The organism is Fictibacillus fluitans (assembly GCF_030418125.1).
Taxonomy (GTDB): Bacteria; Bacillota; Bacilli; order Bacillales; family Fictibacillaceae; genus Fictibacillus_C; species Fictibacillus_C fluitans.
The window spans coordinates 13,448-38,244 of record NZ_JAUHTR010000024.1; the positions used below are offsets into that span (position 1 = coordinate 13,448).

Genomic DNA, 24,797 nt, shown 5'->3' on the forward strand with positions numbered 1-24,797 from the left:
TCGGATTCTCTTAAAGGGGGTACTGAAAAAGGATACTTTCATAGTACATGAGGACTGTTAAGCTGAAACAAACCCAGTGTTAATAGTTTGTAAATTCACTCAACAAATTCTTTTCTAAAAACCAGCGTAAATGTCGAACCTTCACCCGGTTTGCTTTTAACATGAATTCTTCCATGGTGAGCCTCGATCAGATGCTTGACGATGGCAAGGCCAAGGCCTGTTCCCCCTGAATTCCGGCTTCTTGCTTTATCCACCCGGTAGAAACGCTCAAAAATACGGGAGATTTCTTCCTTTTGAATGCCAATTCCCGTATCCGACACACTGAACGTCACTTTTTCACTGCTTTCCTTCAGCCTGATGGTTACCCGGCCGCCTTTTGGCGTATAATTCAGGCTGTTGTTAATCAGGTTGATAAATACTTGTTTTAACCTTGGAGCATCACCTTCGATGGCGGTGTCTCCCTCGACCGAATACTTCAGTGCGATTTCTTTGTCCTTTGCCTTCGTTTCAAGCATGACAATCACTTCTTCAACAATGGATGAAAGATTGACCTTCTGCAGATTTAATGAAAACCCTTGTTCTACCTTGGAAAGATCGAGCAAATCCTGAATCAGATGCTGCAGCCGGTCGCTTTCCTTCCAGATGATCGTTAAAAACTTTTTGCGGATTTCCGGGTTTTCGTCCGCTCCATCCAGCAATGTTTCAGCAAATCCTTTTACCGAGGTAACAGGTGTTTTCAGTTCATGGGAAACGTTGGCGACAAAGTCCTTGCGCATTTGTTCGAGTTTTTTCAATTCGGTAATATCATGGAAAACCAGGACAATGCCCCGGAGTTTTCCAAGACTGTTTAAAACGGGTGCACTGTATACATCAAAGTTCTTTCTTTCAATATGGATCGGCAGGACCACCTGCTTGCGGATATTGGTTTCCATAATAAAAGTATCTTCCACTATCTCCTTAATCTCTTTATAAGGAAAAACCTCATGGAACAAATGCCCGCTCCAGGAATCAGTATACTCTCTGAAAATTTCTTTAAAGGCTTTGTTAACGATATTGATATACCCGTCGGAATCGATCAGAATCAGCCCGCTGCCCATATTTTCAATCAAGGTTTTCAACCGGTCCTGCTGTGATTCGTACGATTTCGTCATTTTTTCAAGGTTTCTTGCCAGCACATTTAAGGAAAAGTTCAGTTCTCCGACATCACCTTTATACTCATAGGTTCGTGCTTTAAAATTTCCCCGCGCCAATTCCTTTGCGGTGCCGGTCGCTTCTTCTACCGGTTTGACAATCCGGTCCAGCACCCGGATTGAAATGAAAAGAACGATGACAAGGCTGAGCAAAAAGCCGAGTGACAGGCTGAGCCATACTGTTCGTTCTGTTTGGTTGGCAGCTTGCTCGGGGATAATCAGCTGAACATAGCCACGGAGTTTGCCGGAGGAGTCTTCTTTTACAGGGAGGGTATAAAGAATACGGTCCATATGTTTAGTGGACACCAGTACATCTTTTTTATATCCATCGAGCCCCTGTAACGGCTGCGGGGGAACAGTTTCTTCACTGTCTGCCTGGGCAAGCACCTTGCCTTCAGGGGATAGATAGACAAGCTTACCTTGCAGAGCCTTTTCCGCCTCATTCAGCTGCTTTTTAAGCAGTTCCTGGTCGCTGCCCCTGGCAGCAACCGCCACCAGTTCAAGTTCATGCTGATAAGACTGCACCCGTTTCTCCTTAATGGTGTAGTGCACCAGCCCTCCCACAATTAAAGCAAGCAAAATAAAAATAAGCATAATGCCAACCAGGAAAAAAGAGAGCACCCGGTTTTTAAAATCTGGCATTACTGAGGAACCTCTAATTTATAGCCCATTCCCCGTATGGTTTTAATATATATGGGCTTGCGGGTATTTTCTTCGATTTTTTCCCTGAGGTGGCTGATATGGACATCAACAATCCGTGTATCCCCGACAAAATCGTAATTCCATACAGCTGACAGAAGCTGTTCACGGGTTAATACTCTGTTTTTATTCTTTGACAGATATACGAGAAGTTCAAATTCTTTTGGTGTTAATTCCAGTGCCGTTCCTTTATAAAAGGCCTCATAATTTTCCGGATATACCTCAACTTCACCGATCGTCAGCTTTTCTGTTTCTTCCACAGGAGCAGCTTCTTCAATGGCCATTTGCTTTGTCCGTCTTAAAATGGCCTTTACACGAGCCACCACTTCTCTCGGGCTAAATGGCTTTGTCATATAGTCGTCAGCCCCCAGCTCAAGCCCCAGGACTTTATCAAATTCATCATCTTTTGCAGTAAGCATGAGAATGGGAATAAAAATCTGCTTCTGCCGAAGGTTTTTGCAAACCTCCAGGCCATCCATCTCAGGAAGCATAAGATCGAGAACCATTAAGTCCGGTTTTTCCATCTCCGCCAATTCAAGACCTTTACGTCCGTCCATAGCAGTGATTACTTCAAAACCAGCTTGTTCTAAATTAAATTGCAATAATGTTGAGATCGATAATTCGTCCTCGACTACCATAATCTTCTGGCTCATCTTTTCCCACCCTTTTATAATTACGTTTCACATGATTCATTACAATCATACTATTTTTTTCTTCATTTCACAAAAGGGTCAGAATAAAGATTTCGTAAAGTTTGTAAAATTTTTATATAGAAACATTCTTTATTATTAAGGTGCTTTTTAAACAAATGAAAAAAGACCGACTATGCAGCCGGTCTTTAAATCTTCTCAGAAGTTTTCCAAGGTATGGGAAGTAATTGATTTAGGGGCATATGGAGGACAGACTTCAAGTTCTCCTTCGAGCACCTTTTCGTTATTTTCATTTTTCCCTTCAACTGACATTGAAATGGAATGGGCTGCCGCGTCGATGCCGGTCACCTGGAAAAGAAAATGGACTTTGCCATAATGGTGAACCGGTTTAATGAAAGACAGGGATTGCTTTTTAATGCTGCTTCCTGGTCCCGGCAAATACTTTGATATGGCCGAGGTTACCATTCCCGTCAGCATGATTTGTGGGACAATCGGCTTTTTGAAAGGCGTCATGGATGCATAGTCATGCTGGATGAATAAAGGATTATTATCGTTGGTGAGCCCAAGATATAACAGGAGATCTTTATCTTCTATCGCTTCAGACAGCTCAAGCTTCTCACCTGTTTTGATTTCTTCTAATTTCCTGCCCAATTTTCGCTTTTTTCCAAGCAGCATATAGAACACCCCTTCCCCGAATTAAAAAGTAAACGCTTACATTTTATTGCCGGAAAAAGATCCGGGTAAGTCCCGGATCTTCTATTGTTAGGCAAGCACGTTCATAACTGATTTTACAGACTCAGCGGAGCGGTCAAGAGCTGCTTTTTCATCAGCCGTAAGTTCCAGCTCAATAATTTCTTCCAGACCGTTTCCACCAATAATAGTCGGAACGCCAAGGCAGATTCCCTGATAACCGTACTCACCTTCAAGGTAAGCAACGGTTGGCAGGACGCGCCTTTGATCTTTAAGAACCGCTTCCACCATTTCAACCAAAGATGCAGCCGGCGCATAGTAGGCACTGCCGTTTCCGAGCAGGTTAACAATTTCGCCCCCGCCTTTCCGTGTCCGTTCCACAATGGCATCCAGCCGTTCCTGAGGAATCAATTTTTCAAGCGGTATGCCGCCTGCATATGAATAACGAACGAGCGGAACCATGTCATCTCCATGTCCGCCAAGAACAAACCCGGTAATGTCTTTAACAGACAAGTTAAGCTCTTGTGAGATAAAAGTACGGAAGCGGGCGCTGTCAAGAATACCCGATTGGCCGATCACGCGGCTTTTTGGAAAGCCGGATTCTTTCAATACAGTATACGTCATGGCATCAACCGGATTGGTTAAAACAATAATGACGGCATTAGGTGACTGTTTCACAATCTCTTGTGTCACACTCTTCATAACATTGGCATTCGTGTTAACAAGATCATCCCTGCTCATCCCGGGTTTGCGTGCAATTCCCGCTGTGATGACAACCACATCGGAATCTTTTGTATCCTCATAGTTGGATGTACCGGTGATGTTGGCATCAAACCCCTGCACCGGACTTGCTTCAAGCATATCCAGCGCTTTGCCTTTCGTAGGGTTTTCAGCCTGCGGAATGTCAACAAGAACGACATCGCCAAGTTCCTTTTGTGCTGCGATAAATGCAGTAGTTGCTCCAGTAAATCCTCCACCGATGACTGAAATCTTTTTGCGCGTATTCACTGCCATTCTATTATCCCTCCAAGGTATTCAGGTTTTCTGATCTGCAGCTCGTTAAATTTTATAAAAGGCCCCGAAACCGGGACCTTTTGATACTATTGCATTTTGCTGATCAATGCATCAGCAAACTCGGAACATTTTACTTCTGTAGCACCGTCCATCAGACGGGCGAAGTCATATGTTACCACTTTTTCAGCAATAGATTTTTCCATAGCGCTTGTGATCAGCTGTGCAGCCTCTGACCATCCAAGGTGTTCAAGCATAAGTACACCAGAAAGGATAACAGAAGATGGGTTAACTTTATCCAAACCAGCATATTTAGGAGCTGTACCGTGAGTCGCTTCGAAGATCGCATGTCCAGTCTCATAGTTGATGTTCGCTCCAGGAGCAATTCCGATTCCGCCTACTTGTGCAGCAAGTGCGTCGGAAATGTAGTCACCGTTAAGGTTCATGGTTGCTACAACATCAAATTCTGCCGGACGAGTAAGGATTTGCTGAAGGAAGATATCAGCGATTGAGTCTTTAACGATGATCTTTCCAGCAGCTTCTGCATCAGCTTGTGCTTTGTTGGCAGCATCTTTTCCTTGCTCTTCAACGATGCGGTCGTATTGAGCCCAAGTGAATACTTTATCGCCGAATTCTTGTTCAGCAATCTCATAACCCCAGTTTTTGAAAGCACCTTCTGTGAATTTCATGATGTTTCCTTTGTGGACAAGCGTTACGCTCTTGCGCCCTTCGTTGATGGCATATTGAAGTGCAGCACGTACAAGACGCTTTGTTCCTTCAGAAGAAACTGGTTTGATACCGATTCCTGAAGTTTCAGGGAAACGGATTTTATTTACACCCATTTCGTTTTGAAGGAAAGAAATCACTTTCTTCACTTCTTCAGATCCGCTTGCATACTCGATACCAGCATAGATATCTTCAGTATTTTCACGGAAGATAACCATGTCAGTGTCTTCCGGACGTTTAACAGGTGAAGGAACACCCTGGAAGTAACGAACCGGACGCAGGCATGTAAACAGGTCAAGCTCCTGGCGAAGTGCCACGTTCAATGAACGGATTCCGCCGCCTACTGGTGTAGTTAAAGGTCCTTTAATAGCGATTATGTAATCGCGGATCACATCAAGTGTTTCAGCAGGAAGCCATTCTCCTGTTTCGTTGAAAGCTTTTTCTCCGGCAAGAACTTCTTTCCAGACAATTTTCTTTTCTCCGTTATAAGCTTTATCAACTGCAGCTTCCAATACACGAGATGCTGCCGCCCAAATGTCAGGGCCTGTCCCGTCTCCCTCAATAAAAGGAATAATTGCATGGTTTGGTACGTTTAGTACCCCGTTATCTACTGTAATACGCTCTCCGTTTGACATGTTGATTGTCCTCCTATCGGTAATCTATCCAAAACTCTTACTTTTCTATCCTACTAAAATACCGTTCAAATGAGAAGAGGAAGCCCTCTTCTCATGATCTTTTTTTAACGCTCGGCAAGCGGCGTGTACTTCTGCATGGATGGTCCGGTGTAATCTGCACGCGGACGGATCAGGCGGTTATTTTCGTATTGTTCAAGAATGTGCGCGATCCAGCCTGATACACGGCTTACTGCAAAAATCGGTGTGAAAATATCATGCGGAATTCCAAGGCTGTGATAAACACTTGCAGAATAGAAGTCAACATTCGGAAGAAGGCCTTTTTCTTCTTTCAGCAATCCTTCAATCTTCACAGACATGTTGTACCATTTTTCCTCACCTGTTGTTGTCGTAAGCTGCTTGCTCATTTCGCGAAGATGCTTGGCGCGAGGGTCCCCGCTCTTGTATACACGGTGTCCAAAGCCCATGATCTTCTGTTTATTGTCGATAGCGTTTCTTAAATAGCTTTCAACATTTTCTTCTTCTTTAATTTCGCTGAGCATTTTCATAACCTGCTCGTTAGCGCCTCCATGAAGCGGTCCCTTAAGTGCGCTGATTGCAGCTGTAACTCCGGAATACATATCAGAAAGCGTTGCAACAGCAACACGTGCAGTAAACGTGGACGCGTTCAATTCATGGTCGGCATGAAGTACCAGCGCTTTATTAAACGCTTCTACAGCTACCTCATCCGGCTCATCGCCTGTCAGCATGTACAGGAAGTTGGCAGCGAAGCCAAGATCTTTGCGCGGAGCAACAGGCTCTTTGCCTTCCCTGATTCTTGCAAACGCTGTAACCACTGTAGAAATCTGCGCTTGAAGTTTTACCGCTTTTCTGTAATTTCCTTCTGTTGACATATCTTCCGCTTCGTCATCATACATGCCAAGCATGGAAACAGCTGTACGAAGAATCGCCATCGGATGTACCCCTTGCAGCGGAAGCGATTTCAATTGGCTGATTAAATTTTCAGAAACAGTCGCTTGTTCAGCAAGCTCTGCTTTAAACTGTTCCAGTTCTCTTTCGTTGGGAAGCTTTCCATTCCATAATAAATACACCACTTCCTCAAATGTTGCATGATCTGCGAGATCATCGATGCTGTACCCTCTGTATGTCAGTACATCATCAATGATTGAGCTGACAGATGAGGTGGTAGCTACTACACCTTCTAATCCTCTTGTTGTTGTCATGGTTATCTCTCCCTTTCTAGAATCTCTTTCTCCTTTAATAGAAAAGCACAAAACCAAAAAACTCTTATAAAGTAAGAGCTTACATTTCCGGCCTATTAAGAAATGTAGACTATTTAAAGGAATTGGTACATATAAGTCAATTATAAACAATAATCCGTACTTTGTGAATGGTTAAGCCCTTTTTCCTTCCTTATGCAGTAAAATATTCGACAATCTTCATGGCTAAATAAGCTATTCCTGCCCCGATAAGCGGGCCTACGGCTACGCCGTTCAGGAAAGCTACAGCGAGAATGGTGCCGAAAACCAGAGCTGCGGTAATATGCGGATCTTCCTGGAGAAGAATGATCCCCTTGGAAGCAATGAGTGCAACAAATATTCCGGAGAGCAAGGCAATCCACGCAAAGGAAGACTTCAAAGCTTCCTGCAGCTGTTTGAATCCGATATCGCCGGTCGCAATGGGAACAAGAACCGCAATGGTTATGATTGTGACTCCCCAGTTTATGCCTTTTTGCTGAATCAATGGGAACAATTTGTCTCCGATCCCGGTGAATTTCAGGACAAGCAATGCAGCCAGCGCTACAATCAGCGACTGGTTCTTCGCGATTACTCCTATGATAAGCAAAATAATCAAAAATATAGTGGACTGCATAATATTACCTTCTTTCTTAGTAAGCAATTAACAGGAAGTGGTGGTCACTGGTGAACCATGAATACCTGAACCGTATATTTCGATTCTTTCTCATAGTATGTTTATTTGCGCTCGTCTTAACAGGCTGTTTTTTCCTGTCCAAGGTGACCTACCCTTTTATCCTGGGAGGCATTATCGCCATGGCGATCAACCCCTTTGTTAACTTTTTGGAGGAAAAGGGGAAAATGCCGAGATCTTTGGCCGTCTTTGTCGCCTTGCTGCTGATGATTGGCGCAGCAGCCGGCATCGTCCTGCTGCTTGTGCGTGAGATTTTCACAGGGGTGGCATATCTGGCACATGTACTTCCCGATTACAGCAAAGAACTGGTGCAGTATATGGAAATTTATTTTAAAACAAAAATCCTGCCCTTTTACAATGATATCAACGCTATGTTCAACAACCTTGAAGATGATCACCAGCAAACAATCATGAAGAATATTGACGCCATTGGAACCCACATTACGACAACAGTTTCCAAGCTTGCGCAGGAAGTCGTGGATATTGTTTCCTCACTGCTCGTCAGTCTTCCCACATTTGTAACTGTTTTTGTCTTTTCCATTCTGGCAGCCTTTTTCATATGTAAGGACTGGTACCGCTTTTCCCATTATTTGCGTAAGATTTCTTCGGACAAGTGGATGACAAGCGCACGAACCGTCTATCTTGAGCTTAGAAAAGCATTATTCGGGTTTGCCAAAGCACAGTTCACACTCATTTCCATGACAGCCTGCATCGTTCTAATCGGTCTTCTTTTGCTCAAGATAGAATATGCGATCACGATTTCTCTTCTGATCGGAGCAGTCGACCTGCTTCCCTACCTCGGAACAGGTGCCGTTTTTATGCCATGGATTGCCTATACTTTTGTATCAGGGGACTATCCGTTGACTGTGGGACTTTCTATTCTTTACGGAGTAGTGATTATTCAGCGCCAGCTGGCAGAGCCCAAAATCCTTTCCTCCACTATTGGACTCGATCCCCTGGCCACCCTGATTGCCCTCTTTGCCGGGTATCAGTGGTTCGGCTTTCTTGGGCTTTTAATTGGACCGGCCTTTCTTGTCCTCATCCGCGCCCTTCATCAAGCCCAGTTTTTCCACGAAATCTATGCATTTATTAAAGGGAAAAGCTGACACGCCCGATAAAAGACGATAAGCATTGGAGGACTTTTCCATAAAACGCTTTTTGTTTTCTGGAAAAGTGGGAAATGATCGAGTCTTTGGGCGTGGAAGCTGGATCAGGAAAAGCTGACACGCCCGTTAAGAGACGAAAAGCCCGCGAAGCCAGTTGACCATAATCAGGTTTTCGCGGGTAATAGGGCCGTAATGGCGGGTAAATTTAAATTTCGGCGGGTATTGCCTTGATTTCCGCGGGAAAGCATCATGTTATCGCGGATATTACACAGTTTCTGCCATCCACTATCAGCATTTTCCCATTAAAAAAGAAGAGAGCGTCCAAAATGGATGCTCTTTTACCTTTTCCAATAAAAATTATATTGCCCGGATTTGATTTTCCGCTGAAAATAGCGTAAAAGCCAGGCTTTTGCCACCGCCCGGGTCGGTGGGATCAGCAGAAGCACCCCGAGGATGTCTGAAATGAACCCTGGCGTGAACAAAAGTATGCCGCCTGCCAGAATACAGATACCGTCAATGAGGACAAAGCCTGGAACCTGCCCGTTCTGCAGCTGGGTTTGTGCAAGCCGTAATGCATGCAGTCCCTCTTTTTTGGCCAGCCACGCACCCAGCAGGCTTGTCAGTACAATGAGTACGAACGTTGGCAGCGGCCCGATCAGATGGCCCACCCATACCAAAATGGCAATTTCGGCAGCGGGAACGATCAGCAGCAGTAAAAATAAAATCCTGAACATAAAGGTACTCCTTTACCATCACACATTTTATTTATAAAAAAAGAGAAGGACGAATCCCTCTCTTATTTGTAACTCTTATAGTACGTTTTTACGTCCGTCATAAATGTCGCCTTTGGAAGCGTCCACTGTAATTTCCTGCCCGTCCTTCAATAGCTCTGTAGCGTTCTGGAGGCCAACGATAACAGGAATTCCAAGGCTGATACCCACTACTGCAGCGTGGCTCGTTAATCCGCCTTCTTCAGTAATAATGGCTGCTGCTTTTTCAATGGCCGGCATCATTTCCCGATCCGTTCCAATCGTTACAAGGATATCGCCCTCTTGAACTTTGGAAGCATCCGAAGTACTTTTCGCCACGGCAACTTTCCCTGTAGCAGAATTTTGCCCAATGCCCTGACCTTTCGCAAGCACATCACCGATCACATGAACCTTAAGAAGATTCGTTGATCCGGTTTTGCCGACTGGAACACCAGCTGTGATTACAACGATGCTGCCATGGGTAACAAGGTTGCTTTCGATGGAAGAGTCAATAGCAATCTGGAACATTTCGTCTGTTGTTTCTGCCTTTTTGCCTTTTACCGGATAAACTCCCCAGACAAGAGCAAGCTTTCTCATTACGTCATCATGGCTCGTTACTGCAACAAGAGGAGCCTTTGGACGATATTTAGAAATCATTCTGGCCGTATGTCCGCGCTCGGTTGCTGTAATAATGGCATCCGCTTCAAGATTAAGAGCGGTAAAGGATACAGATTGAGAAATCGCATCGGTAATTGTTGTTTTGCTTTCTTTGCTTCGCTGTGACAGGATATTGCGGTATTCCAGAGCCGATTCGGCACGGTTCGCAATCTTGTGCATGGTTTGTACCGCTTCAACCGGATAAGTTCCGGCTGCTGTTTCCCCGGAAAGCATAATAGCATCTGTTCCATCAAAAATCGCGTTGGCCACGTCACTCGCTTCCGCACGTGTTGGACGAGGATTACGCTGCATGGAATCGAGCATCTGTGTTGCCGTGATGACTGGCTTTCCAAGCTCGTTGCATTTTTTTATGAGCATTTTTTGCACTAATGGAACTTCCTCAGCAGGGATTTCCACACCAAGGTCACCGCGGGCAACCATCAAACCGTCAGATACAGCAAGGATTTCGTCGATGTTTTCGACACCTTCCTGGTTCTCGATTTTTGGAATGATTTGAATGCTTTGGGCATTATGCTTTTCAAGAATTTCTCGGATCTCAAGCACATCTGTCGCACGGCGCACAAAGGAGGCAGCGATAAAGTCAATTCCCTGTTCAATGCCGAACTCGATATCTTTTGCATCTTTATCCGTAATTCCTGGCAGCTTCACGCTGACATTTGGGACGTTAACGCCTTTTTTATTTTTTAGCGTTCCGCTGTTAAGTATTTTTGTCGTGATTTCTTTGGAGCCTACTTTTGTAACTTCCAGCTCAATCAAGCCATCATCCAAAAGAATTTTGGAACCTACATGAACATCGTCCACAAGGCCCGGATATGAGACTGAGATCTTTTTATTCGTACCCATAACTTCTTCCATGGATATGACAAGCTCTTCTCCTGACTGAAGCTCAGCCACTCCGCCTTCCAATGTCTGTGTACGAATCTCAGGCCCTTTTGTATCTAAAAGAATGGCAACTGTTTTTCCCAGCTTGCCAGCTGCTTCTCTAATATTAATAATACGTGCTCCGTGCTCTTCAAAATCTCCGTGAGAGAAATTAAGTCGAGCCACGTTCATACCTGCATCGATGAGTTGAGTCAATTTCTCAACGCTCTCGCTTGCAGGCCCGATTGTACAGACTATTTTTGTTTTACGCATGGTCTTCCTCCTGTGTTTTGCACTCATTCATGCAATGTGAAATTAGATTGATAGTTCCTGAGACAGACGGTACATTCCTTGGTCCAGCTGATGTTTGCTCGCAAGCACTTCCGAGATGTCATGGTCCACCAGGGCGTTTTTCTGCACACCAACGGTACGCCCGGCTTTGCCTTCAAGCAGGAGCTCTACAGCTCTGGCACCAAGACGGCTTGCAAGTACACGGTCAAATGCGGTTGGTGACCCGCCGCGCTGGATATGTCCCAGCACTGTAACCCGTGTTTCCAAGTTAGTTTTTTCTTCGATCTGTTTACCGATTTCCACACCGCTGCAGACACCTTCAGCCACGATGATGATACTGTGTTTCTTACCGCGGTCAATGCCCAGCTGCAGACGGTTGATAATGTGTTCAAGATCATGCTTTTCTTCAGGTATAAGAATGGATTCTGCACCGTCAGCAAGACCCGCCCATAAAGCCAGATCCCCTGCATCACGACCCATAACTTCAATGACATAGGTTCTGTCATGGGAAGTTGCAGTATCTCGAATTTTATCGATCGCTTCAATTATAGTATTTAATGCTGTGTCAAATCCAATTGTAAAATCGGTTCCCGGGATATCATTGTCAATGGTTCCAGGCAAACCAATCGTCGGAAATCCTGCTTCGGAGAGTTTTTTTGCTCCCTGAAAAGAACCGTCTCCGCCAATGACAACCAGACCTTCGATACCAAATTTCTTCAGCTGCTCAATGCCTTTCGCCTGTCCATCAGAGGTTTTGAATTCTTCACATCGTGCTGTGCGAAGCATGGTGCCGCCTCTGTGAATAATATCTCCGACAGAGCCCACTTCCAATTTAGTAATATTACCCGCGATTAATCCAGCATAACCATTATAGATGCCATAAACCTCAAGTTCATGAAAAATCCCCTTACGAACTACAGCACGAATGGCAGCGTTCATACCCGGTGAATCTCCTCCACTTGTAAGAACCCCAATTCGCTTCATTTAGTTTCCACCTCTCATGTATTCTCATCTTATTAAAATATCATGTTCAAAACTTCAACACAATAGACAACAAACGACAAAAAATGTGCTTTCTCTTCATTGAGAAAGCACATTCCTTATTTTACAGCAATGGAATCGTTTACAAACGTAAATTTTCCCATATTTTTATACTTTTCATAGCGCTGTTCCACCAGCTCTTCTTCTGACAAATTCATCAGCTCTTCAAGTGATGACTGGATAACTGCTTCGATGCGCTTCGCCTGTTCTGCCGGATCATGATGTGCTCCGCCTTTAACTTCGGGGATCATTTCATCGATGATTCCAAGTTCCTTCAGATCAGGAGCTGTGATTTTCATCGACTCTGCAGCAAGCTTGGCTTTCGTGGAATCCTTCCAGAGGATAGAAGCCGCGCCTTCAGGAGAAATAACTGAGTACCATGAGTTTTCAAGCATATGAACATGGTTGCCCACTCCGATGCCAAGGGCTCCGCCGCTTGCCCCTTCACCGATGACGATACAAATAATGGGTACATGAAGACCCGCCATTTCTACCAGGTTTCTGGCAATGGCTTCACTCTGTCCTCTTTCTTCCGCTGACTTCCCGGGAAATGCTCCTTTTGTATCCATCAGGCAAATAACCGGGCGGGAAAACTTCTCAGCCTGTTTCATTAAACGAAGAGCTTTGCGGTATCCTTCCGGATGGGGCATGCCGAAGTTGCGTCTGATGTTTTCTTTTGTGTCACGGCCGCGCTGCTGCCCAATCACAGTAACGGGCTGGCCATGAAACATGCCGATTCCCCCGACAATCGCCTCATCTTCTCCGTAAAGGCGGTCGCCATGCAATTCAATGAAATCTTTGAAAAGATAAGAGATGTAATCAAGTGTTGTCGGGCGCTCAGGATGGCGGGCAACTAGAACACGGTCCCATGCGCTCATGTTTTCATACGTATCTTCTTGAAGAGCGCTCAGCCTTTCTTCAAGTGAAGTGATTTCATCGGTTAGATCGATTCCCTTTTCCTCCATGAACGATTTAAGCTCTGCAATCTTCTTTTTCAGTTCAGTAATGGGACGTTCAAATTCCAATTCTCCAACCATGTCTATTCCCCCCTTCCTGAGTGGATTTTCAATACATTTGTCAGTGTTTCTTTCATTTCATGTCTTGGAATGACCTTATCAAGCTGGCCATGCTTCAGCAAAAATTCTGCCGTCTGGAAGTCTTCCGGCAGGTCCTCGCGGATGGTCTGCTCAATGACCCTGCGGCCGGCAAACCCAATCAAAGCTTTAGGCTCTGCAAAATTATAATCTCCAACAGAAGCGAAACTTGCAGATACCCCGCCCGTTGTCGGATGGGTCATGACAGAAATAAACAGCAGCCCGCGGTCGCTGTGCCGTTTAAGCGCCACACTGGTTTTTGCCATCTGCATCAGGCTTAAAATCCCTTCCTGCATCCTGGCACCGCCGGAAGCGGTGAAGATGATAAACGGAAGCTCTTTCTCTACGGCCTGCTCAATGGCTCTCGTAATCTTTTCCCCAACGACAGAGCCCATGCTGCCCATTCTGAAACGCGAATCCATGACGGCAATGACAACCGGGTGTTCATTAATGGTCGCATCCCCGGTCACAACCGCTTCATTAATTTTTGTTTTCTTTCTGTCACTATCCAACTTTTCCAGGTATCCTGGAAATTCCAGCGGATTCTCCGAAATCATATTACGGTCGTACTCTGTAAAACTGCCTTCATCTACGAGGCTTCCAAGTCGTTCAAAGGAAGACATCGGATAATGATATTGGCAGGATTGGCATACAAGCAAATTTTTCTTTAACTCTTTTGTATACATGATGTGCTTACACTCAGGACACTTGGTCATTAGTCCCTCGGGCACATCCTGTTTCATTTTTTCGGTAGGAATCGTGGCATATTTCTTCTTCTTGGCGAAAAAATCCTTTAACAAAGTAACACCACCCATACTGTGTAAACTTAATCTCACATATTCTGTGACATTAGCTGAATTACATTCTTGCTGTCCCCGTTCTTTAAGTGCTCCACTATTTGCGAGCATTCCCCTGAATGAAGAAGAAATGAATGTTGATGAACTGACAGTCCGTAGTCTGATAACTCTACCCACAGCCTGTACAGTAAATGATTATTGCATAATTTAATAACAGCTTCCTGGAACCTGTGAATCTGCTGCTGCAAATCCCTCTCCTGTTCCGATTGTTCAATCTCCCGGATCATGCCATTAAGGAACTCAATATCCTCTGGACGAACTCTCTGTACAGCTAATTCTATACAATCTCTGATAATAATAGACTTTGTTTCCAGAAGATCCTGTCTGGCCGTTTGGTCGTGCAAAATAAAAGAAGCAAGAACTTCCACAAGCCGGTGGCCCGTCGCGGGCTTAATAAACGTCCCCTCGCCTCTGCGGGTTTCAATAAGCCCCAGAAGCTCGAGCGAACGCAGCGCCTCTCTTACAGATGAGCGCCCAACATGCAGGCGGTCTGTAAGCTCTCGCTCCGACGGAAGTTTATCACCGGCTTGCAGATCGTCTTCTTCAATAATGGTTTTAATCTTTTTTATGATCTCAACATAGACCTTTTCAGATGTGCCTGACAACTGTTCAGCCTCCCTTGAGAATCACTTATTCCTTACCAATCAATGAAAGCTGCTTGGTTTTTTCAGCAATTTTTTCGGGATCTGCTTTGATTCTGGCCACACCGGTTTCCATGGCCGCTTTTGCCACTGCTGCGGCAACCGCTGGTGCGACGCGTGGATCGAATGGTGCCGGGATGACATAATCAGGATTTAGTTCTGATTCTGCCACGAGATTTGCAATCGCATGAACCGCAGCGATCTTCATTTCTTCGTTGATATGGGTTGCCCGGACGTCAAGAGCTCCCCGGAATATTCCTGGAAAAGCCAGAACATTATTTACCTGGTTTGGAAAGTCGGAACGGCCTGTCCCGATAACCATTGCCCCTGCTTCTCTCGCCTTTTGAGGCATAATTTCAGGCGTAGGATTTGCCATGGCGAAAATGATCGGGTTTTCATTCATGGATTGAACCATTTCCTCGGTTAAGGCCCCTTCAACTGACACGCCGATGAACAAATCGGTGCCGGCGATGACTTCCTTCAGGGTTCCTTCCTTTTTGGATCGGTTGGTGAATTTAGCAACCTCGCTTTTTACGCTGTTCATGCCAAACGGACGGCCTTCATAAATCGCACCCTTAGTATCGCACATGACAATGTCTTTTACACCAAAACGGTCCAAAAGCTTAATAATGGCGATTCCGGCAGCACCCGCTCCGTTAACGACCACCTTGATTTCAGACATTTGACGGTTTGAAAGTTTCAATGCGTTGACCAGGCCAGCAAGTGTAACGATTGCTGTACCATGCTGGTCATCATGAAAAATAGGAATGTTTGTCTCTTTTTTCAGCCGCTCTTCAATGATAAAGCAATTTGGAGCTGCGATGTCTTCAAGGTTAACTCCGCCAAAAGTAGGCTCGAGCAGCTTAACCGTTTCAACAATCTTATCGATATCGGTAGTATTCAGGCAGATCGGGAACGCATCCACTCCTGCAAAACTTTTAAAAAGGACAGCTTTTCCTTCCATAACAGGCATGGCTGCTTCAGGTCCGATGTTTCCGAGCCCAAGAACCGCCGTACCATCGGAAACTACAGCAACAGTATTGCCCTTCATGGTATATTCGTACACCTTGGATTTGTCATCATAGATATCTTTGCATGGTTCTGCTACTCCAGGGGAATATGCAAGGCTTAAATCCTTTGCATTTCTTACCGGAACTTTAGGAGTTGATTCCAGTTTCCCTTTGTTTACTCTGTGCATGTGCAGTGCTTCTTCTCGTAATATAGACATCCGTTCATCTCCTAATTTTTAAGAATTAAGTTAGCGTAAAAAGAATTGGTGAAGCAATGTCTTGTTTCAAAGAGGTGCAAATATCCAGTATATTCTATCAGCTTTTTTTGGTGGTCTGACCACCATTGACCTATTTATTATAACAGATGAAGGCAAGCTGTAAAGACATTACCCTTCTTTTAACACCACGTTTTCAGCACCGATCAGCTTCCTGATTTCGGATAGAAATTCATGAGTGGGAGCGACCGGCTGTGCAAGCTTAATGCTCTTTCGATCCTGTTCATAGTACAGGATGACCCGCGCTTCTCCCCGGCTCGAATTCAGCTTTTCTTTTAATTGGTTAAGCAGGGACGAAGAAAGGTTCTCATGAAGCTTAAGATACAGAATCTGTTCACCGGATGGCTGCTTTTTTTCACTGAGCTCCGACAGAAGACCTGCCTTGTTGACCAATACCTGCTTTGACCCGTTCTTGTCCTCCATGGCTCCCTCAATGACGAGAAAAGCTCCTTTTTGAAAAAGGTCATGGTAGGTTTTATAAGCATTGGGAAAAGCGACGAATTCCATTTCTCCCGATTCATCACTTCCTGAAACAAAAGCCATCATGTCTCCCTTTTTTGTTTTGATCGCTCTTACCTTGGTGATCATCACGCCAAGACGAACATTAGACTTCCCGTGGATGTTCGCCGCTTTTTGGATCGAAAGAATCCCATACTGTTCCATTATGCGATGAAACTTTTCCAGCGGGTGGCCGCTAAGGTAAAAGCCGAGCGCTTCCTGCTCGAACTTCAGACGTTCCGCCTCCTTAAACGGGGGAACCTCTACATAGCCCGGCTTCTCGATTTGGTGCTCACCAAAAAGCTGAATCTGATTTTCTTCCCGGTATGCCTGGATTTTTTCTCCATACTCAATGGCTCGGTCCAGGGTAGCCAGAAGACAAGCTCTGTCCTTTTGAAAATCATCGAACGCCCCTGCGAAAATCAGGGATTCAAGTGTCCGCTTGTTCACCAGCCTGGCCGGTGAATATGCGCAAACATCGAACAAATCAGAGAACGGCTGTTTGCTCCTTGCTTCAATCAAATGCTTAATAGCTTGATAACCTGCATTTTTTATGCACAGCAGACCAAATCTAACACAATCTTCTTCCACAGTAAAATGGAGAAAACTGTGAAGAATGGATGGAGGAAGAACCTCTATCCCTTTTTCAGCACATTCCTTCCTGTATTGCTCAATTTTATCTGGATTCCCCGTTACACTTGATAATAAAGCCGCCATGAAATACAGCGGATAATTGGCTTTCAAATATGCCAGCTGATACGCGATGACACTATATGCGACCGCATGGCTTTTGTTAAATCCATAATCGGCAAACCGGACAATGAGATCATAAAGAGCATTTGCCGTTTCCTGGTCATGCCCCCGATTGAGACAGCCTTTAACAAAATGCTCCCTTTCCCTGTCCAGCACATCCCGCTTCTTTTTGCTTACGGCACGCCGCAGCAGGTCAGCTTCCCCCAAGGAAAAGCCTGCCATTTCCGAGGCAATTTTCATAATTTGTTCCTGGTACACAATAACGCCATACGTTGGCTTTAAAATAGGCTCAAGATCGGGGTGCCGGTATTCCACTCTTCGTGTCCCATGCTTGCCCCCAATATAATCTGGAATGTTCTGCATCGGACCCGGCCGGTAAAGCGCGTTAACAGCGACAATGTCTTCAAATTCCGTCGGCTTCAGCTGCTGCAGGACCCTTCTCATTCCATCGGATTCCAGCTGAAAAATCCCAGTTGTATCGCCTTTTCCCAACAAGTCAAAGGTCGCCTCATCATCAAAGGGAATGCTTCCAAGCTGGATGGTTTTGCCTGTTCCTTTTTCAACAAGTGTACAGATTTGCTCCAGCAGCGTTAGGTTGCGCAGTCCAAGAAAGTCCATTTTAAGCAATCCGATATCCTCAAGCCATTCCATGCTGTACTGTGTTAGAGGTATGCCTTCATGCCCCATTTGCAGGGGGGTGTAAAAGGTCAGCGGCCGGCCGCTGATGATTACACCGGCCGCGTGTGTGGAAGCATGGCGCGGCAAGCCTTCAAGCGTTGCGGCTACGTCCATCAATTTTTGCACAGTCGGATTTTCGTTCATCAGTTTTTGCAGCCCAAACGACTCTTCCGCTGCCCGCGCCAGCGTCATACCCGGCCGGGATGGAATTTGCCTGGATACCGAATCCACCAGGTTTCCAGGCAGGTTTAGCACACGGGCCGTATCACGGATTGCCGCTTTTGCAGCGAGCGTTCCGAACGTAATGATTTGGGCCACCCGCTCGTCCCCATATTTCTCCTTCACATACTGAAGGACTTCATCTCTCCGGACATCCGGAAAATCAATATCGATATCGGGCATGGTTACACGTTCAGGATTCAGAAACCGTTCAAAGAGCAGATCATGCTCGATAGGATCCACTTCCGTAATGTAGAGTACGTATGCGACAAGCGAGCCTGCCGCAGAACCTCGCCCCGGTCCTGTGATCATTCCGGACCGGTGGGCAAATCTCATAAAATCCCAGACAATTAGAAAATAATCATCAAATTGCATCTTTCGGATGATCTCAAGTTCGTAGTCCAGCCGTTCAAGTACTTTATTACCTGGTTCCCCATACCGGGCAGCAGCACCTTTCAGGCAAAGCTTTTTCAGTTCGTCGGTGGAAGAAGTACCCTCTGGCAACGGATACTCCGGGATCAGCTGCTGATTGAACTTAAGATCGACATTGCACTCAGACGCAATCTTTTCTGAAGCAGCCAGCGCATCTGAAAGGTGGCTGAACCGCGTTTTCATCTCTTCAGGTGACAACAGGTAAAACTCATCGGTCGGCAGCATTTCCCTGTCGGAATCTCCAAGCTTCTGACCGTTTTTAATACAGAGAAGGACCTCCTGTGATTCCGCTTCATCCTGATGTATATAATAGATTTCATGAGCAGCGGCAAGTGGAATGTTTTCCGCTTTGGAAAGCTGCTCCACCTCAAAATTAATATTTTTTTCTTTTCCGGTCCCATGGTCTTCCACACCAAGGTAAACGTGCGGGCCGAACCAGCGTTGATAAAGCCGGCAAACTTCCCTGGCCCTTTCCTTTTCTCCCTGGAGAATCAGCTGCTGCACCTCTCCTTCCGTACCGGAAGAGATGAGGAGCAGCCCTTCTTTATGAGCGCTCAAAACATCTTTTTGCAGACTTGGAAAAGAGGACGGATCCTGCATGAGCTTTGTGCTGATTTTCAAAAGATTCATATAGCCTTCTTCATTTCGTGCATAGAGAAGCAGCCTGCCAGTCTCCGGCCTTTTTCTCGTATCGAACACCGGATTTAAAAGGATCGGGACCTCAAGGCCAATAATCGGCTTGATCCCCTGTTTTTGGCATGCTTTATAAAAGGGGATTACCCCGTACATATTCAGCTTGTCCGTGATGGCCAGCGCTTTGTACCCAAGCTCTTTTGCATGGTTCACCAAGGAATGTAAGCGGCTAGAACTTTCAAGCAGACTGTATTCTGTATGTATATGCAACGGAACAAATGTCATTGCATCACTTCCTTATCGCTCATTTGTCTTCTATTATAGTACATCCTTGCCTCCTTTAGAAAATAAGCATATTCCGCAGAGCGTGTCCATAAGCATATTAAAAAGGAGGGGTGACGTATGAGAGAGTTCCTTTCAAGCATTATTATTACCTTTTTTATCGCTTTCGGCGTCATTCTCGGAGGCGCCATTATCGGCGGCCTCGCCGCATTCCTGGTCGGAAAAGCTCCTCTCATGGAAACGGTGGATCTTGCAAAAAAGCTGAAGATCTGGGCCATCGTGGCTGCAATGGGAGGTACGTTTGACACCATTACAAACTTTGAACGAAGTTTTTTGAATGGTGCAACCTATGAAATCATTAAACAGCTGATTATCATCTTCATCGCCATGGCCGGAGCCAATACCGCCATGCTTCTTTTGCAATGGCTGACACAGGAGAATTTAAACTGAGATGAGAATTCCCCCATTTTTTAACCGAAAAGGCTATCAGCGCTTTTTTGCCGGAATGATGCTCGGGATTATTCTGGGATGGGTCTTTTTTTTAATGCAGTACGGAATGACGGTGGAACATTATGTAAGCACCATCAAGAATCAAGCCTCCCATATCGCGGACCTAAAGGAACAAATCGCCCAATGGCGAGATACGTATGAACAAAGCAATGAAGAAAACGAGAAACAATTAAGGGTTCAGAAAATCAAGGTATACGTAACGAACAATAATACACTCAGACTGCCGCAGCTCAAAATCTATGAAATTTCGGAATCCGTACAGGATCAGCTGGAAAATCTCCTCGGTGAAGATATCGAGTCCGTCTATAAAACCCGGATGCTCCTTTACAAAGCCATTGAAAACAAAAGGTATGAAGTAGATGGCGAGGGCTATAAAGTCACCGTTACTCATCTGTTTTTGTACACGACTCTCGAGGTTCACGTAAAAATCATTCCCGATGGATAATCTCCTCATCCCAAAAATAATTCGTATTTCCTGTTTTTTGACAATTCTAATAATCTGTTGGCATTTTCATACCGGATTGTTTACAATATAAGAAAGCAAGTAAGAATAGGGGGTATTTCGCTTGATTATTAATCGAAAAGAAATTGCGCGTGAACAAGTCAAGAAAATCCAGAATGGCTTTTCTGCTTTTGCAGAAACAAAAGAAGTGGCAGAACTCATCAAAAAAGAACTGATGAAGCTGAATATTCCTGTTCACGAAGACATAACCGAACTTGGCTCCTGGTTTATTCCCGAGAAAGCATAAATTAGTTAAAAGCCATAACAAACAAAGAAAAACAGCCGGCCGGCTGTTTTTCTTTTATGTTTACTGCTTTCTTAGCGCCCCGATACATACTCCTTGCACAAATTCACCAAATCTGAAACCACATGTTTTGTTTCTTCCTCACTGTAAACCGTAGCGCCTGAAGCCATCGGGTGGCCGCCGCCATTGTATTTCATCGCCAGTTTATTGATCACAGGGCCTTTTGAGCGAAGGCGAACACGAATCTGATTCGGTTCATCCACAAAAAACACCCATGCCACAATGCCTTCCACATTGGCAAAAGCGTTCACTAGCTGGGAGGCTTCACTCACACTTACGCCATACTCTGCGAGAGTCCCCTTCGGCAGATGTATGAACCCTGCGATACCATCAATGACTTCAAAATTTTGAAGAACATAGCCATTGAGTCTCGCGGTACTTTCTTTTACCTTGTACAGATTTTCAAAGATTTCGCCTGTCGAAATGCCCTTTTTAACAAGTTCTCCCGCGGCATAATACGTTCTCTCTGTTGTATTACGGTATAAAAATCGTCCGGTATCGCTCACAATTCCCGCAAACAACAGCCGCGCAGCCTCTTTGTTGAGAACCAGCCCATTCTCTTTTTCATGCTCGAACCACTCGAAGATCATCTGGCTGACAGAGCTCGCACTTGTATCGACCCAGACAAGATCACCATAAGGTTCTTCGTTCGGATGGTGATCAATTTTAATCAGCCGGCCGCCGAGCGAATACCGCTGATCACTGATCCGCGGGGAATTTGCTGTATCACAGACAATCACAAGCGCATCCTTGTATGTATCATCCGGAATGTGATCCATTTGAACCAAAAACGTTAAGGCCGGGTCTTCTTCCCCGACCAGGTAAATCTCTTTTTCCGGAAAACTGGCTTTTAAAATAGCCCCCAATCCACCCTGGGAACCCAGCGCATCGGGATCCGGGCGGATATGACGATGGATGATAATTTTAGTGTAGCTTTTGATGGTTTCAAGGATAGCGTCTTTCATTGAATTCTCTCCCTTTTCTTTGACTAACCATATGGCAATTCTTCTCTTCAACCATTACAATGGAAATGGACGATGAACTTGGAGGTTAGAAGACATATGCCGTTATTTGTTATCCTGGTTGTAGTTTCTCTTTCATTTTACATTTTTTATAAAGTAAAAGAAGTCCGGTCCAGAGCCATTTATGAAAAAAACTGGATTGGCGCCAAAGCCAAAATAGCGCTTGGCATCTTTTTACTTTCATTCGGTTTGAATGAATTCACCATGGTCGATGATAAAATCCAGCTTTGGATTGCCATTATTTTTACTGTTTACGGCTTGTTTTTGATGGTGACCGGCTATAAAATGTACAAGCATTTTCTGCCTTTAGCCATAGAAGAGGCACAAAATGCACGATCTTAATATAAAAAGCGGCTCAGCGGATGGTATCCTGAGCCGTTTTTTTGTTAGGAACGATGCCCGATCAGCTGGGCAAGCAATAGCGCTTTACCCACGACGGCACCCTCATGATACAATTCCACATCCACTTTTCCGAACTTCCGGCTGACTTCCAGTACACGGGGGACGATTTCGATCGTGCTTTCCATCTGTACCGGTTTAATAAAGTAGAACGTCAGGTTTTCAACCACAATATCCCCTTTTTTAATCTTTCTTAAGGCGCGGCTGGCTCCTTCAATGACGAGAGTTGTCATGACGCCGTATGAAACGGTTCCGAGGTAGTTGGTCATTTGCGGGGTAACCCCAAACTTGTACCTTGGGGCTTGTCCGTCTTTGCTTTCCGTAATAGAGGCAGTAATCAAATCGTCAAACGTTTCTCCAACCTGCGGCTGTTTCTGAATCATTTGCATCGATTTCAACACGTCCTGCCGCGTCAGAATCCCAAGCAGCTTCTGTGCGTTGTTCACCACTGGCAAAAGCTCAATGCCCTCCCAGATCATAATATGGGCACATGAAGCGACAGACGTTTTATTAGTGACTGTTATTGGTGACCGAGTCATGACTTTATCAATCATGGAAGACCGGTCCATCCCGATGATGTCTTTTGATGTGACGATGCCCACAACCTTCATCTGGCTGTCAATGACCGGATAACGGCTGTGCTGTGTTTCCTGATTGAGTTCGTACCATTTTTCTACATCATCTGCAGTGGTTAACAGGTGGGTCTTTTCGGTCGGTATCAGTATATCCGAAGCCAGCACAATCTCCTTTTTGATGAGCTGGTCATAAATGGCCCTGTTAATCATGGTTGCCACGGTAAAAGAGTCATAGCTCGAAGAAATTACCGGAAGTTTCAGGGAGTCGGCAAGCCGTTTCACTTCATCTGTTGTGTCGAAACCACCGGTTATGAGTACAGCTGCACCTGAATTCAGCCCCAATTCATGGGCATTTTCACGGTTACCGACGATCAGGAGACTTCCCGGATCCACGTATCTCATCATGGCATCCAGCTTCATGGCTCCGATGACAAATTTGTTCAGTGTTTTATGTAATCCTTCTCTGCCGCCGAGCACCTGGCCGTCCACAATGTTAACCACTTCGGCAAAGGTGAGTTTTTCAATGTTTTCCTTCAGTTTGCGTTCAATACGAATCGTTCCAACACGTTCAATTGTGCTGACAACGCCCTGATTCTCGGCTTCTTTAATGGCTCTGTAGGCAGTGCCCTCACTTACGGAAAGCGCTTTGGCGATCTGCCTTACAGAAATTTTCGAGCCGATTTCAAGGGATTCGATGTATTCAATAATTTGTTCATGTTTGGTAGCCACGTTATCCACCGTTCCTTTTGGCTTCTGTTTTATCTGTTCTACTATAGTTGATTAATACAGATTATACAGACATTGAAACAGAAACTCAATGATTCTTCAGGAAGGAATGCCCGGAACGCTCGGAATAATCGCCTTTTTGATGCCGATTCAGCTCAGGGACATTATCGAGCGCCATCCACAATTTCTTCGTCTGTGCTATGAATGCCACAAGTGCAAAGCCAAGCCAAACGATCGAGAAAATAAATGCCGGACTTCCCTTCTGAGAAAAATTCAGATGCGGAATGCCATAAACGAGCAAAGCCAACAAAGAAAGCGCTTTAAACATGGTGTGATTGGCCATCATAAAAAAACCCCCTTGTCTAATGCTATGCATGTTGACAAGGAGGCAGAAGCAGAGCGTATTCTATCGTTCAATAAATTCTCCAGGTTTGAGAACCTTGCCGTCTCCTTTAAGAGAGGCGACAAATTTGTCTGGGTCCTGTTCAATTACAGGATACGTGTTGTAGTGAATAGGAACTGTCAATCTTGGATTCAGCCACTCGGAAGCTGTGGCTGCATCTTCAGGGCCCATCGTGAAATTATCCCCGATCGGCAAAAAGGCCACATCAATATCATTGCGTTCACCGATCATTTTCATATCCGAGAACAAGGCAGTATCACCGGCGTGATAAATCGTTTTTCCTTCTGCTTTAAAGAGAACTCCTGCCGGCATGCCTGTATAGACTACCGTTCCGTCTTCTTCGGTAAAACTGGATCCGTGGAAAGCCTGCGTCCACTTTACATGTCCCCATTCAAATTGATAGCCACCGCCAATATGCATGGGATGAACGGTCAAGCCCTTGGTGCCAAAGTATTCCGCAAGTTCAAACGGAGCCACAATTAAACTGTTATTCCGCTTGGCAATTTCTTCTGCATCACCGGCATGGTCATTATGTCCGTGGGTCAGCAGAATAACATCAGGCTTTACATCGCCAATTTCCACATCACAATAGGTGTTGCCTGAAATAAAGGGGTCAACCCAGATGGAATGTTTTTCGGTTGTAATCTCTAATGCGGATTGTCCATGGAACGTTAATTTCATCTCTTCAACATCTCCTTTAATGGTGATCAATCATTCATTTCGTAATTACA

The 24,797-nt window shown here is 45.1% G+C and carries 24 protein-coding genes; 5 read left to right on the forward strand and 19 right to left on the reverse strand.

What is annotated here, in order from left to right:
* Window positions 1-95 precede the first annotated feature (95 nt).
* The 7 genes from pnpS to QYB97_RS23750 all read right to left on the reverse strand — a co-directional run bounded on the left by pnpS (window position 96) and on the right by QYB97_RS23750 (window position 7,470).
* On the reverse strand, window positions 96-1,832 hold the full coding sequence (gene pnpS / locus QYB97_RS23720; RefSeq protein WP_301168475.1) for a two-component system histidine kinase PnpS: 1,737 nt from the start codon (window positions 1,830-1,832) through the stop codon (window positions 96-98).
* Window positions 1,832-2,542, reverse strand: a complete 711-nt coding sequence (locus tag QYB97_RS23725) for a response regulator transcription factor (RefSeq protein ID WP_301168476.1) — start codon at window positions 2,540-2,542, stop codon at window positions 1,832-1,834. Before QYB97_RS23725 ends, pnpS begins: the two co-directional genes overlap by 1 nt.
* A 195-nt stretch (window positions 2,543-2,737) precedes the next feature.
* A complete protein-coding gene (locus tag QYB97_RS23730) occupies window positions 2,738-3,214 on the reverse strand; it encodes a MaoC/PaaZ C-terminal domain-containing protein (RefSeq protein ID WP_301168477.1) in 477 nt (158 codons plus the stop codon).
* Between the two features lie 87 nt (window positions 3,215-3,301).
* Entirely contained in the window at window positions 3,302-4,243 is a 942-nt protein-coding gene (gene mdh, locus QYB97_RS23735; protein WP_301168478.1) for a malate dehydrogenase, read from the reverse strand.
* Between the two features lie 86 nt (window positions 4,244-4,329).
* On the reverse strand, window positions 4,330-5,601 hold the full coding sequence (gene icd, locus QYB97_RS23740; RefSeq protein ID WP_301168479.1) for an NADP-dependent isocitrate dehydrogenase: 1,272 nt from the start codon (window positions 5,599-5,601) through the stop codon (window positions 4,330-4,332).
* Window positions 5,602-5,705: 104 nt separating this feature from the next.
* Entirely contained in the window at window positions 5,706-6,821 is a 1,116-nt protein-coding gene (gene citZ / locus QYB97_RS23745; RefSeq protein ID WP_301168480.1) for a citrate synthase, read from the reverse strand.
* A gap of 190 nt (window positions 6,822-7,011) precedes the next feature.
* Window positions 7,012-7,470: a DUF441 domain-containing protein gene (locus tag QYB97_RS23750; RefSeq protein ID WP_301168481.1), complete on the reverse strand. Its 459-nt coding sequence runs from the start codon at window positions 7,468-7,470 to the stop codon at window positions 7,012-7,014.
* 50 nt (window positions 7,471-7,520) lie between these two features.
* On the opposite strand from QYB97_RS23750, the gene ytvI reads away from it, so the two are divergent.
* On the forward strand, window positions 7,521-8,633 hold the full coding sequence (gene ytvI / locus QYB97_RS23755; protein WP_301168482.1) for a sporulation integral membrane protein YtvI: 1,113 nt from the start codon (window positions 7,521-7,523) through the stop codon (window positions 8,631-8,633).
* Window positions 8,634-8,971: 338 nt separating this feature from the next.
* Here ytvI and QYB97_RS23760 read toward each other — a convergent pair whose 3' ends face one another.
* The 8 genes from QYB97_RS23760 to QYB97_RS23795 form a co-directional block, all read right to left on the reverse strand.
* A complete protein-coding gene (locus QYB97_RS23760; RefSeq protein ID WP_301168483.1) occupies window positions 8,972-9,367 on the reverse strand; it encodes an FxsA family protein in 396 nt (131 codons plus the stop codon).
* 75 nt (window positions 9,368-9,442) lie between these two features.
* Window positions 9,443-11,194 (reverse strand): pyruvate kinase, encoded by a 1,752-nt coding sequence (pyk, locus tag QYB97_RS23765; protein WP_301168484.1) that lies wholly within the window; start codon window positions 11,192-11,194, stop codon window positions 9,443-9,445.
* A gap of 42 nt (window positions 11,195-11,236) precedes the next feature.
* Window positions 11,237-12,196, reverse strand: coding sequence for a 6-phosphofructokinase (gene pfkA, locus QYB97_RS23770; RefSeq protein WP_301168485.1), 960 nt, complete (start codon window positions 12,194-12,196; stop codon window positions 11,237-11,239).
* A 116-nt stretch (window positions 12,197-12,312) separates the two neighbouring features.
* Window positions 12,313-13,290: an acetyl-CoA carboxylase carboxyl transferase subunit alpha gene (gene accA, locus QYB97_RS23775; RefSeq protein WP_301168486.1), complete on the reverse strand. Its 978-nt coding sequence runs from the start codon at window positions 13,288-13,290 to the stop codon at window positions 12,313-12,315.
* A 2-nt stretch (window positions 13,291-13,292) separates the two neighbouring features.
* Complete coding sequence (gene accD, locus QYB97_RS23780) at window positions 13,293-14,147, reverse strand: acetyl-CoA carboxylase, carboxyltransferase subunit beta (RefSeq protein ID WP_301168487.1); 855 nt, start codon at window positions 14,145-14,147, stop codon at window positions 13,293-13,295.
* Between the two features lie 32 nt (window positions 14,148-14,179).
* Complete coding sequence (locus QYB97_RS23785; protein WP_301168488.1) at window positions 14,180-14,809, reverse strand: FadR/GntR family transcriptional regulator; 630 nt, start codon at window positions 14,807-14,809, stop codon at window positions 14,180-14,182.
* A gap of 25 nt (window positions 14,810-14,834) precedes the next feature.
* Entirely contained in the window at window positions 14,835-16,073 is a 1,239-nt protein-coding gene (ystJ, locus tag QYB97_RS23790; protein ID WP_301168489.1) for an NADP-dependent malic enzyme, read from the reverse strand.
* 168 nt (window positions 16,074-16,241) lie between these two features.
* On the reverse strand, window positions 16,242-19,628 hold the full coding sequence (locus QYB97_RS23795; RefSeq protein ID WP_301168490.1) for a DNA polymerase III subunit alpha: 3,387 nt from the start codon (window positions 19,626-19,628) through the stop codon (window positions 16,242-16,244).
* A gap of 117 nt (window positions 19,629-19,745) precedes the next feature.
* Here QYB97_RS23795 and QYB97_RS23800 point away from each other — a divergent pair, with 117 nt between their 5' ends.
* The 3 genes from QYB97_RS23800 to QYB97_RS23810 all read left to right on the forward strand — a co-directional run bounded on the left by QYB97_RS23800 (window position 19,746) and on the right by QYB97_RS23810 (window position 20,884).
* On the forward strand, window positions 19,746-20,075 hold the full coding sequence (locus QYB97_RS23800; protein ID WP_061972504.1) for a YtrH family sporulation protein: 330 nt from the start codon (window positions 19,746-19,748) through the stop codon (window positions 20,073-20,075).
* A 1-nt stretch (window position 20,076) separates the two neighbouring features.
* On the forward strand, window positions 20,077-20,580 hold the full coding sequence (gene ytrI / locus QYB97_RS23805) for a sporulation membrane protein YtrI (protein ID WP_301168491.1): 504 nt from the start codon (window positions 20,077-20,079) through the stop codon (window positions 20,578-20,580).
* 121 nt (window positions 20,581-20,701) lie between these two features.
* Complete coding sequence (locus tag QYB97_RS23810) at window positions 20,702-20,884, forward strand: YtzJ family protein (RefSeq protein ID WP_301168492.1); 183 nt, start codon at window positions 20,702-20,704, stop codon at window positions 20,882-20,884.
* Between the two features lie 71 nt (window positions 20,885-20,955).
* On the opposite strand, the gene QYB97_RS23815 is transcribed toward QYB97_RS23810, so the two are convergent.
* Entirely contained in the window at window positions 20,956-21,906 is a 951-nt protein-coding gene (locus QYB97_RS23815; protein ID WP_301168493.1) for a DHH family phosphoesterase, read from the reverse strand.
* Between the two features lie 96 nt (window positions 21,907-22,002).
* Here QYB97_RS23815 and QYB97_RS23820 point away from each other — a divergent pair, with 96 nt between their 5' ends.
* Window positions 22,003-22,305, forward strand: coding sequence for a YtpI family protein (locus QYB97_RS23820; RefSeq protein ID WP_301168494.1), 303 nt, complete (start codon window positions 22,003-22,005; stop codon window positions 22,303-22,305).
* 44 nt (window positions 22,306-22,349) lie between these two features.
* On the opposite strand, the gene QYB97_RS23825 is transcribed toward QYB97_RS23820, so the two are convergent.
* The 3 genes from QYB97_RS23825 to QYB97_RS23835 all read right to left on the reverse strand — a co-directional run bounded on the left by QYB97_RS23825 (window position 22,350) and on the right by QYB97_RS23835 (window position 24,747).
* Window positions 22,350-23,666, reverse strand: coding sequence for a DRTGG domain-containing protein (locus QYB97_RS23825; protein WP_301168495.1), 1,317 nt, complete (start codon window positions 23,664-23,666; stop codon window positions 22,350-22,352).
* An 85-nt stretch (window positions 23,667-23,751) separates the two neighbouring features.
* Complete coding sequence (locus QYB97_RS23830; RefSeq protein ID WP_301168496.1) at window positions 23,752-24,009, reverse strand: hypothetical protein; 258 nt, start codon at window positions 24,007-24,009, stop codon at window positions 23,752-23,754.
* Window positions 24,010-24,069: 60 nt separating this feature from the next.
* On the reverse strand, window positions 24,070-24,747 hold the full coding sequence (locus QYB97_RS23835) for a metal-dependent hydrolase (protein ID WP_301168497.1): 678 nt from the start codon (window positions 24,745-24,747) through the stop codon (window positions 24,070-24,072).
* Window positions 24,748-24,797 lie beyond the last annotated feature (50 nt).

Excerpts from the sequence above, each read along its gene's own strand:
- pnpS (WP_301168475.1), bottom strand. The coding sequence starts at position 1,832 with ATGCCAGATTTTAAAAACCGGGTGCTCTCTTTTTTCCTGGTTGGCATT.
- QYB97_RS23725 (WP_301168476.1), bottom strand. The coding sequence starts at position 2,542 with ATGAGCCAGAAGATTATGGTAGTCGAGGACGAATTATCGATCTCAACA.
- QYB97_RS23730 (WP_301168477.1), bottom strand. The coding sequence starts at position 3,214 with ATGCTGCTTGGAAAAAAGCGAAAATTGGGCAGGAAATTAGAAGAAATC.
- mdh (WP_301168478.1), bottom strand. The coding sequence starts at position 4,243 with ATGGCAGTGAATACGCGCAAAAAGATTTCAGTCATCGGTGGAGGATTT.
- icd (WP_301168479.1), bottom strand. The coding sequence starts at position 5,601 with ATGTCAAACGGAGAGCGTATTACAGTAGATAACGGGGTACTAAACGTA.
- citZ (WP_301168480.1), bottom strand. The coding sequence starts at position 6,821 with ATGACAACAACAAGAGGATTAGAAGGTGTAGTAGCTACCACCTCATCT.
- QYB97_RS23750 (WP_301168481.1), bottom strand. The coding sequence starts at position 7,470 with ATGCAGTCCACTATATTTTTGATTATTTTGCTTATCATAGGAGTAATC.
- QYB97_RS23760 (WP_301168483.1), bottom strand. The coding sequence starts at position 9,367 with ATGTTCAGGATTTTATTTTTACTGCTGCTGATCGTTCCCGCTGCCGAA.
- pyk (WP_301168484.1), bottom strand. The coding sequence starts at position 11,194 with ATGCGTAAAACAAAAATAGTCTGTACAATCGGGCCTGCAAGCGAGAGC.
- pfkA (WP_301168485.1), bottom strand. The coding sequence starts at position 12,196 with ATGAAGCGAATTGGGGTTCTTACAAGTGGAGGAGATTCACCGGGTATG.
- accA (WP_301168486.1), bottom strand. The coding sequence starts at position 13,290 with ATGGTTGGAGAATTGGAATTTGAACGTCCCATTACTGAACTGAAAAAG.
- ystJ (WP_301168489.1), bottom strand. The coding sequence starts at position 16,073 with ATGTCTATATTACGAGAAGAAGCACTGCACATGCACAGAGTAAACAAA.
- QYB97_RS23795 (WP_301168490.1), bottom strand. The coding sequence starts at position 19,628 with ATGACATTTGTTCCGTTGCATATACATACAGAATACAGTCTGCTTGAA.
- QYB97_RS23800 (WP_061972504.1), top strand. The coding sequence starts at position 19,746 with ATGAGAGAGTTCCTTTCAAGCATTATTATTACCTTTTTTATCGCTTTC.
- ytrI (WP_301168491.1), top strand. The coding sequence starts at position 20,077 with ATGAGAATTCCCCCATTTTTTAACCGAAAAGGCTATCAGCGCTTTTTT.
- QYB97_RS23815 (WP_301168493.1), bottom strand. The coding sequence starts at position 21,906 with ATGAAAGACGCTATCCTTGAAACCATCAAAAGCTACACTAAAATTATC.
- QYB97_RS23820 (WP_301168494.1), top strand. The coding sequence starts at position 22,003 with ATGCCGTTATTTGTTATCCTGGTTGTAGTTTCTCTTTCATTTTACATT.
- QYB97_RS23830 (WP_301168496.1), bottom strand. The coding sequence starts at position 24,009 with ATGATGGCCAATCACACCATGTTTAAAGCGCTTTCTTTGTTGGCTTTG.
- QYB97_RS23835 (WP_301168497.1), bottom strand. The coding sequence starts at position 24,747 with ATGAAATTAACGTTCCATGGACAATCCGCATTAGAGATTACAACCGAA.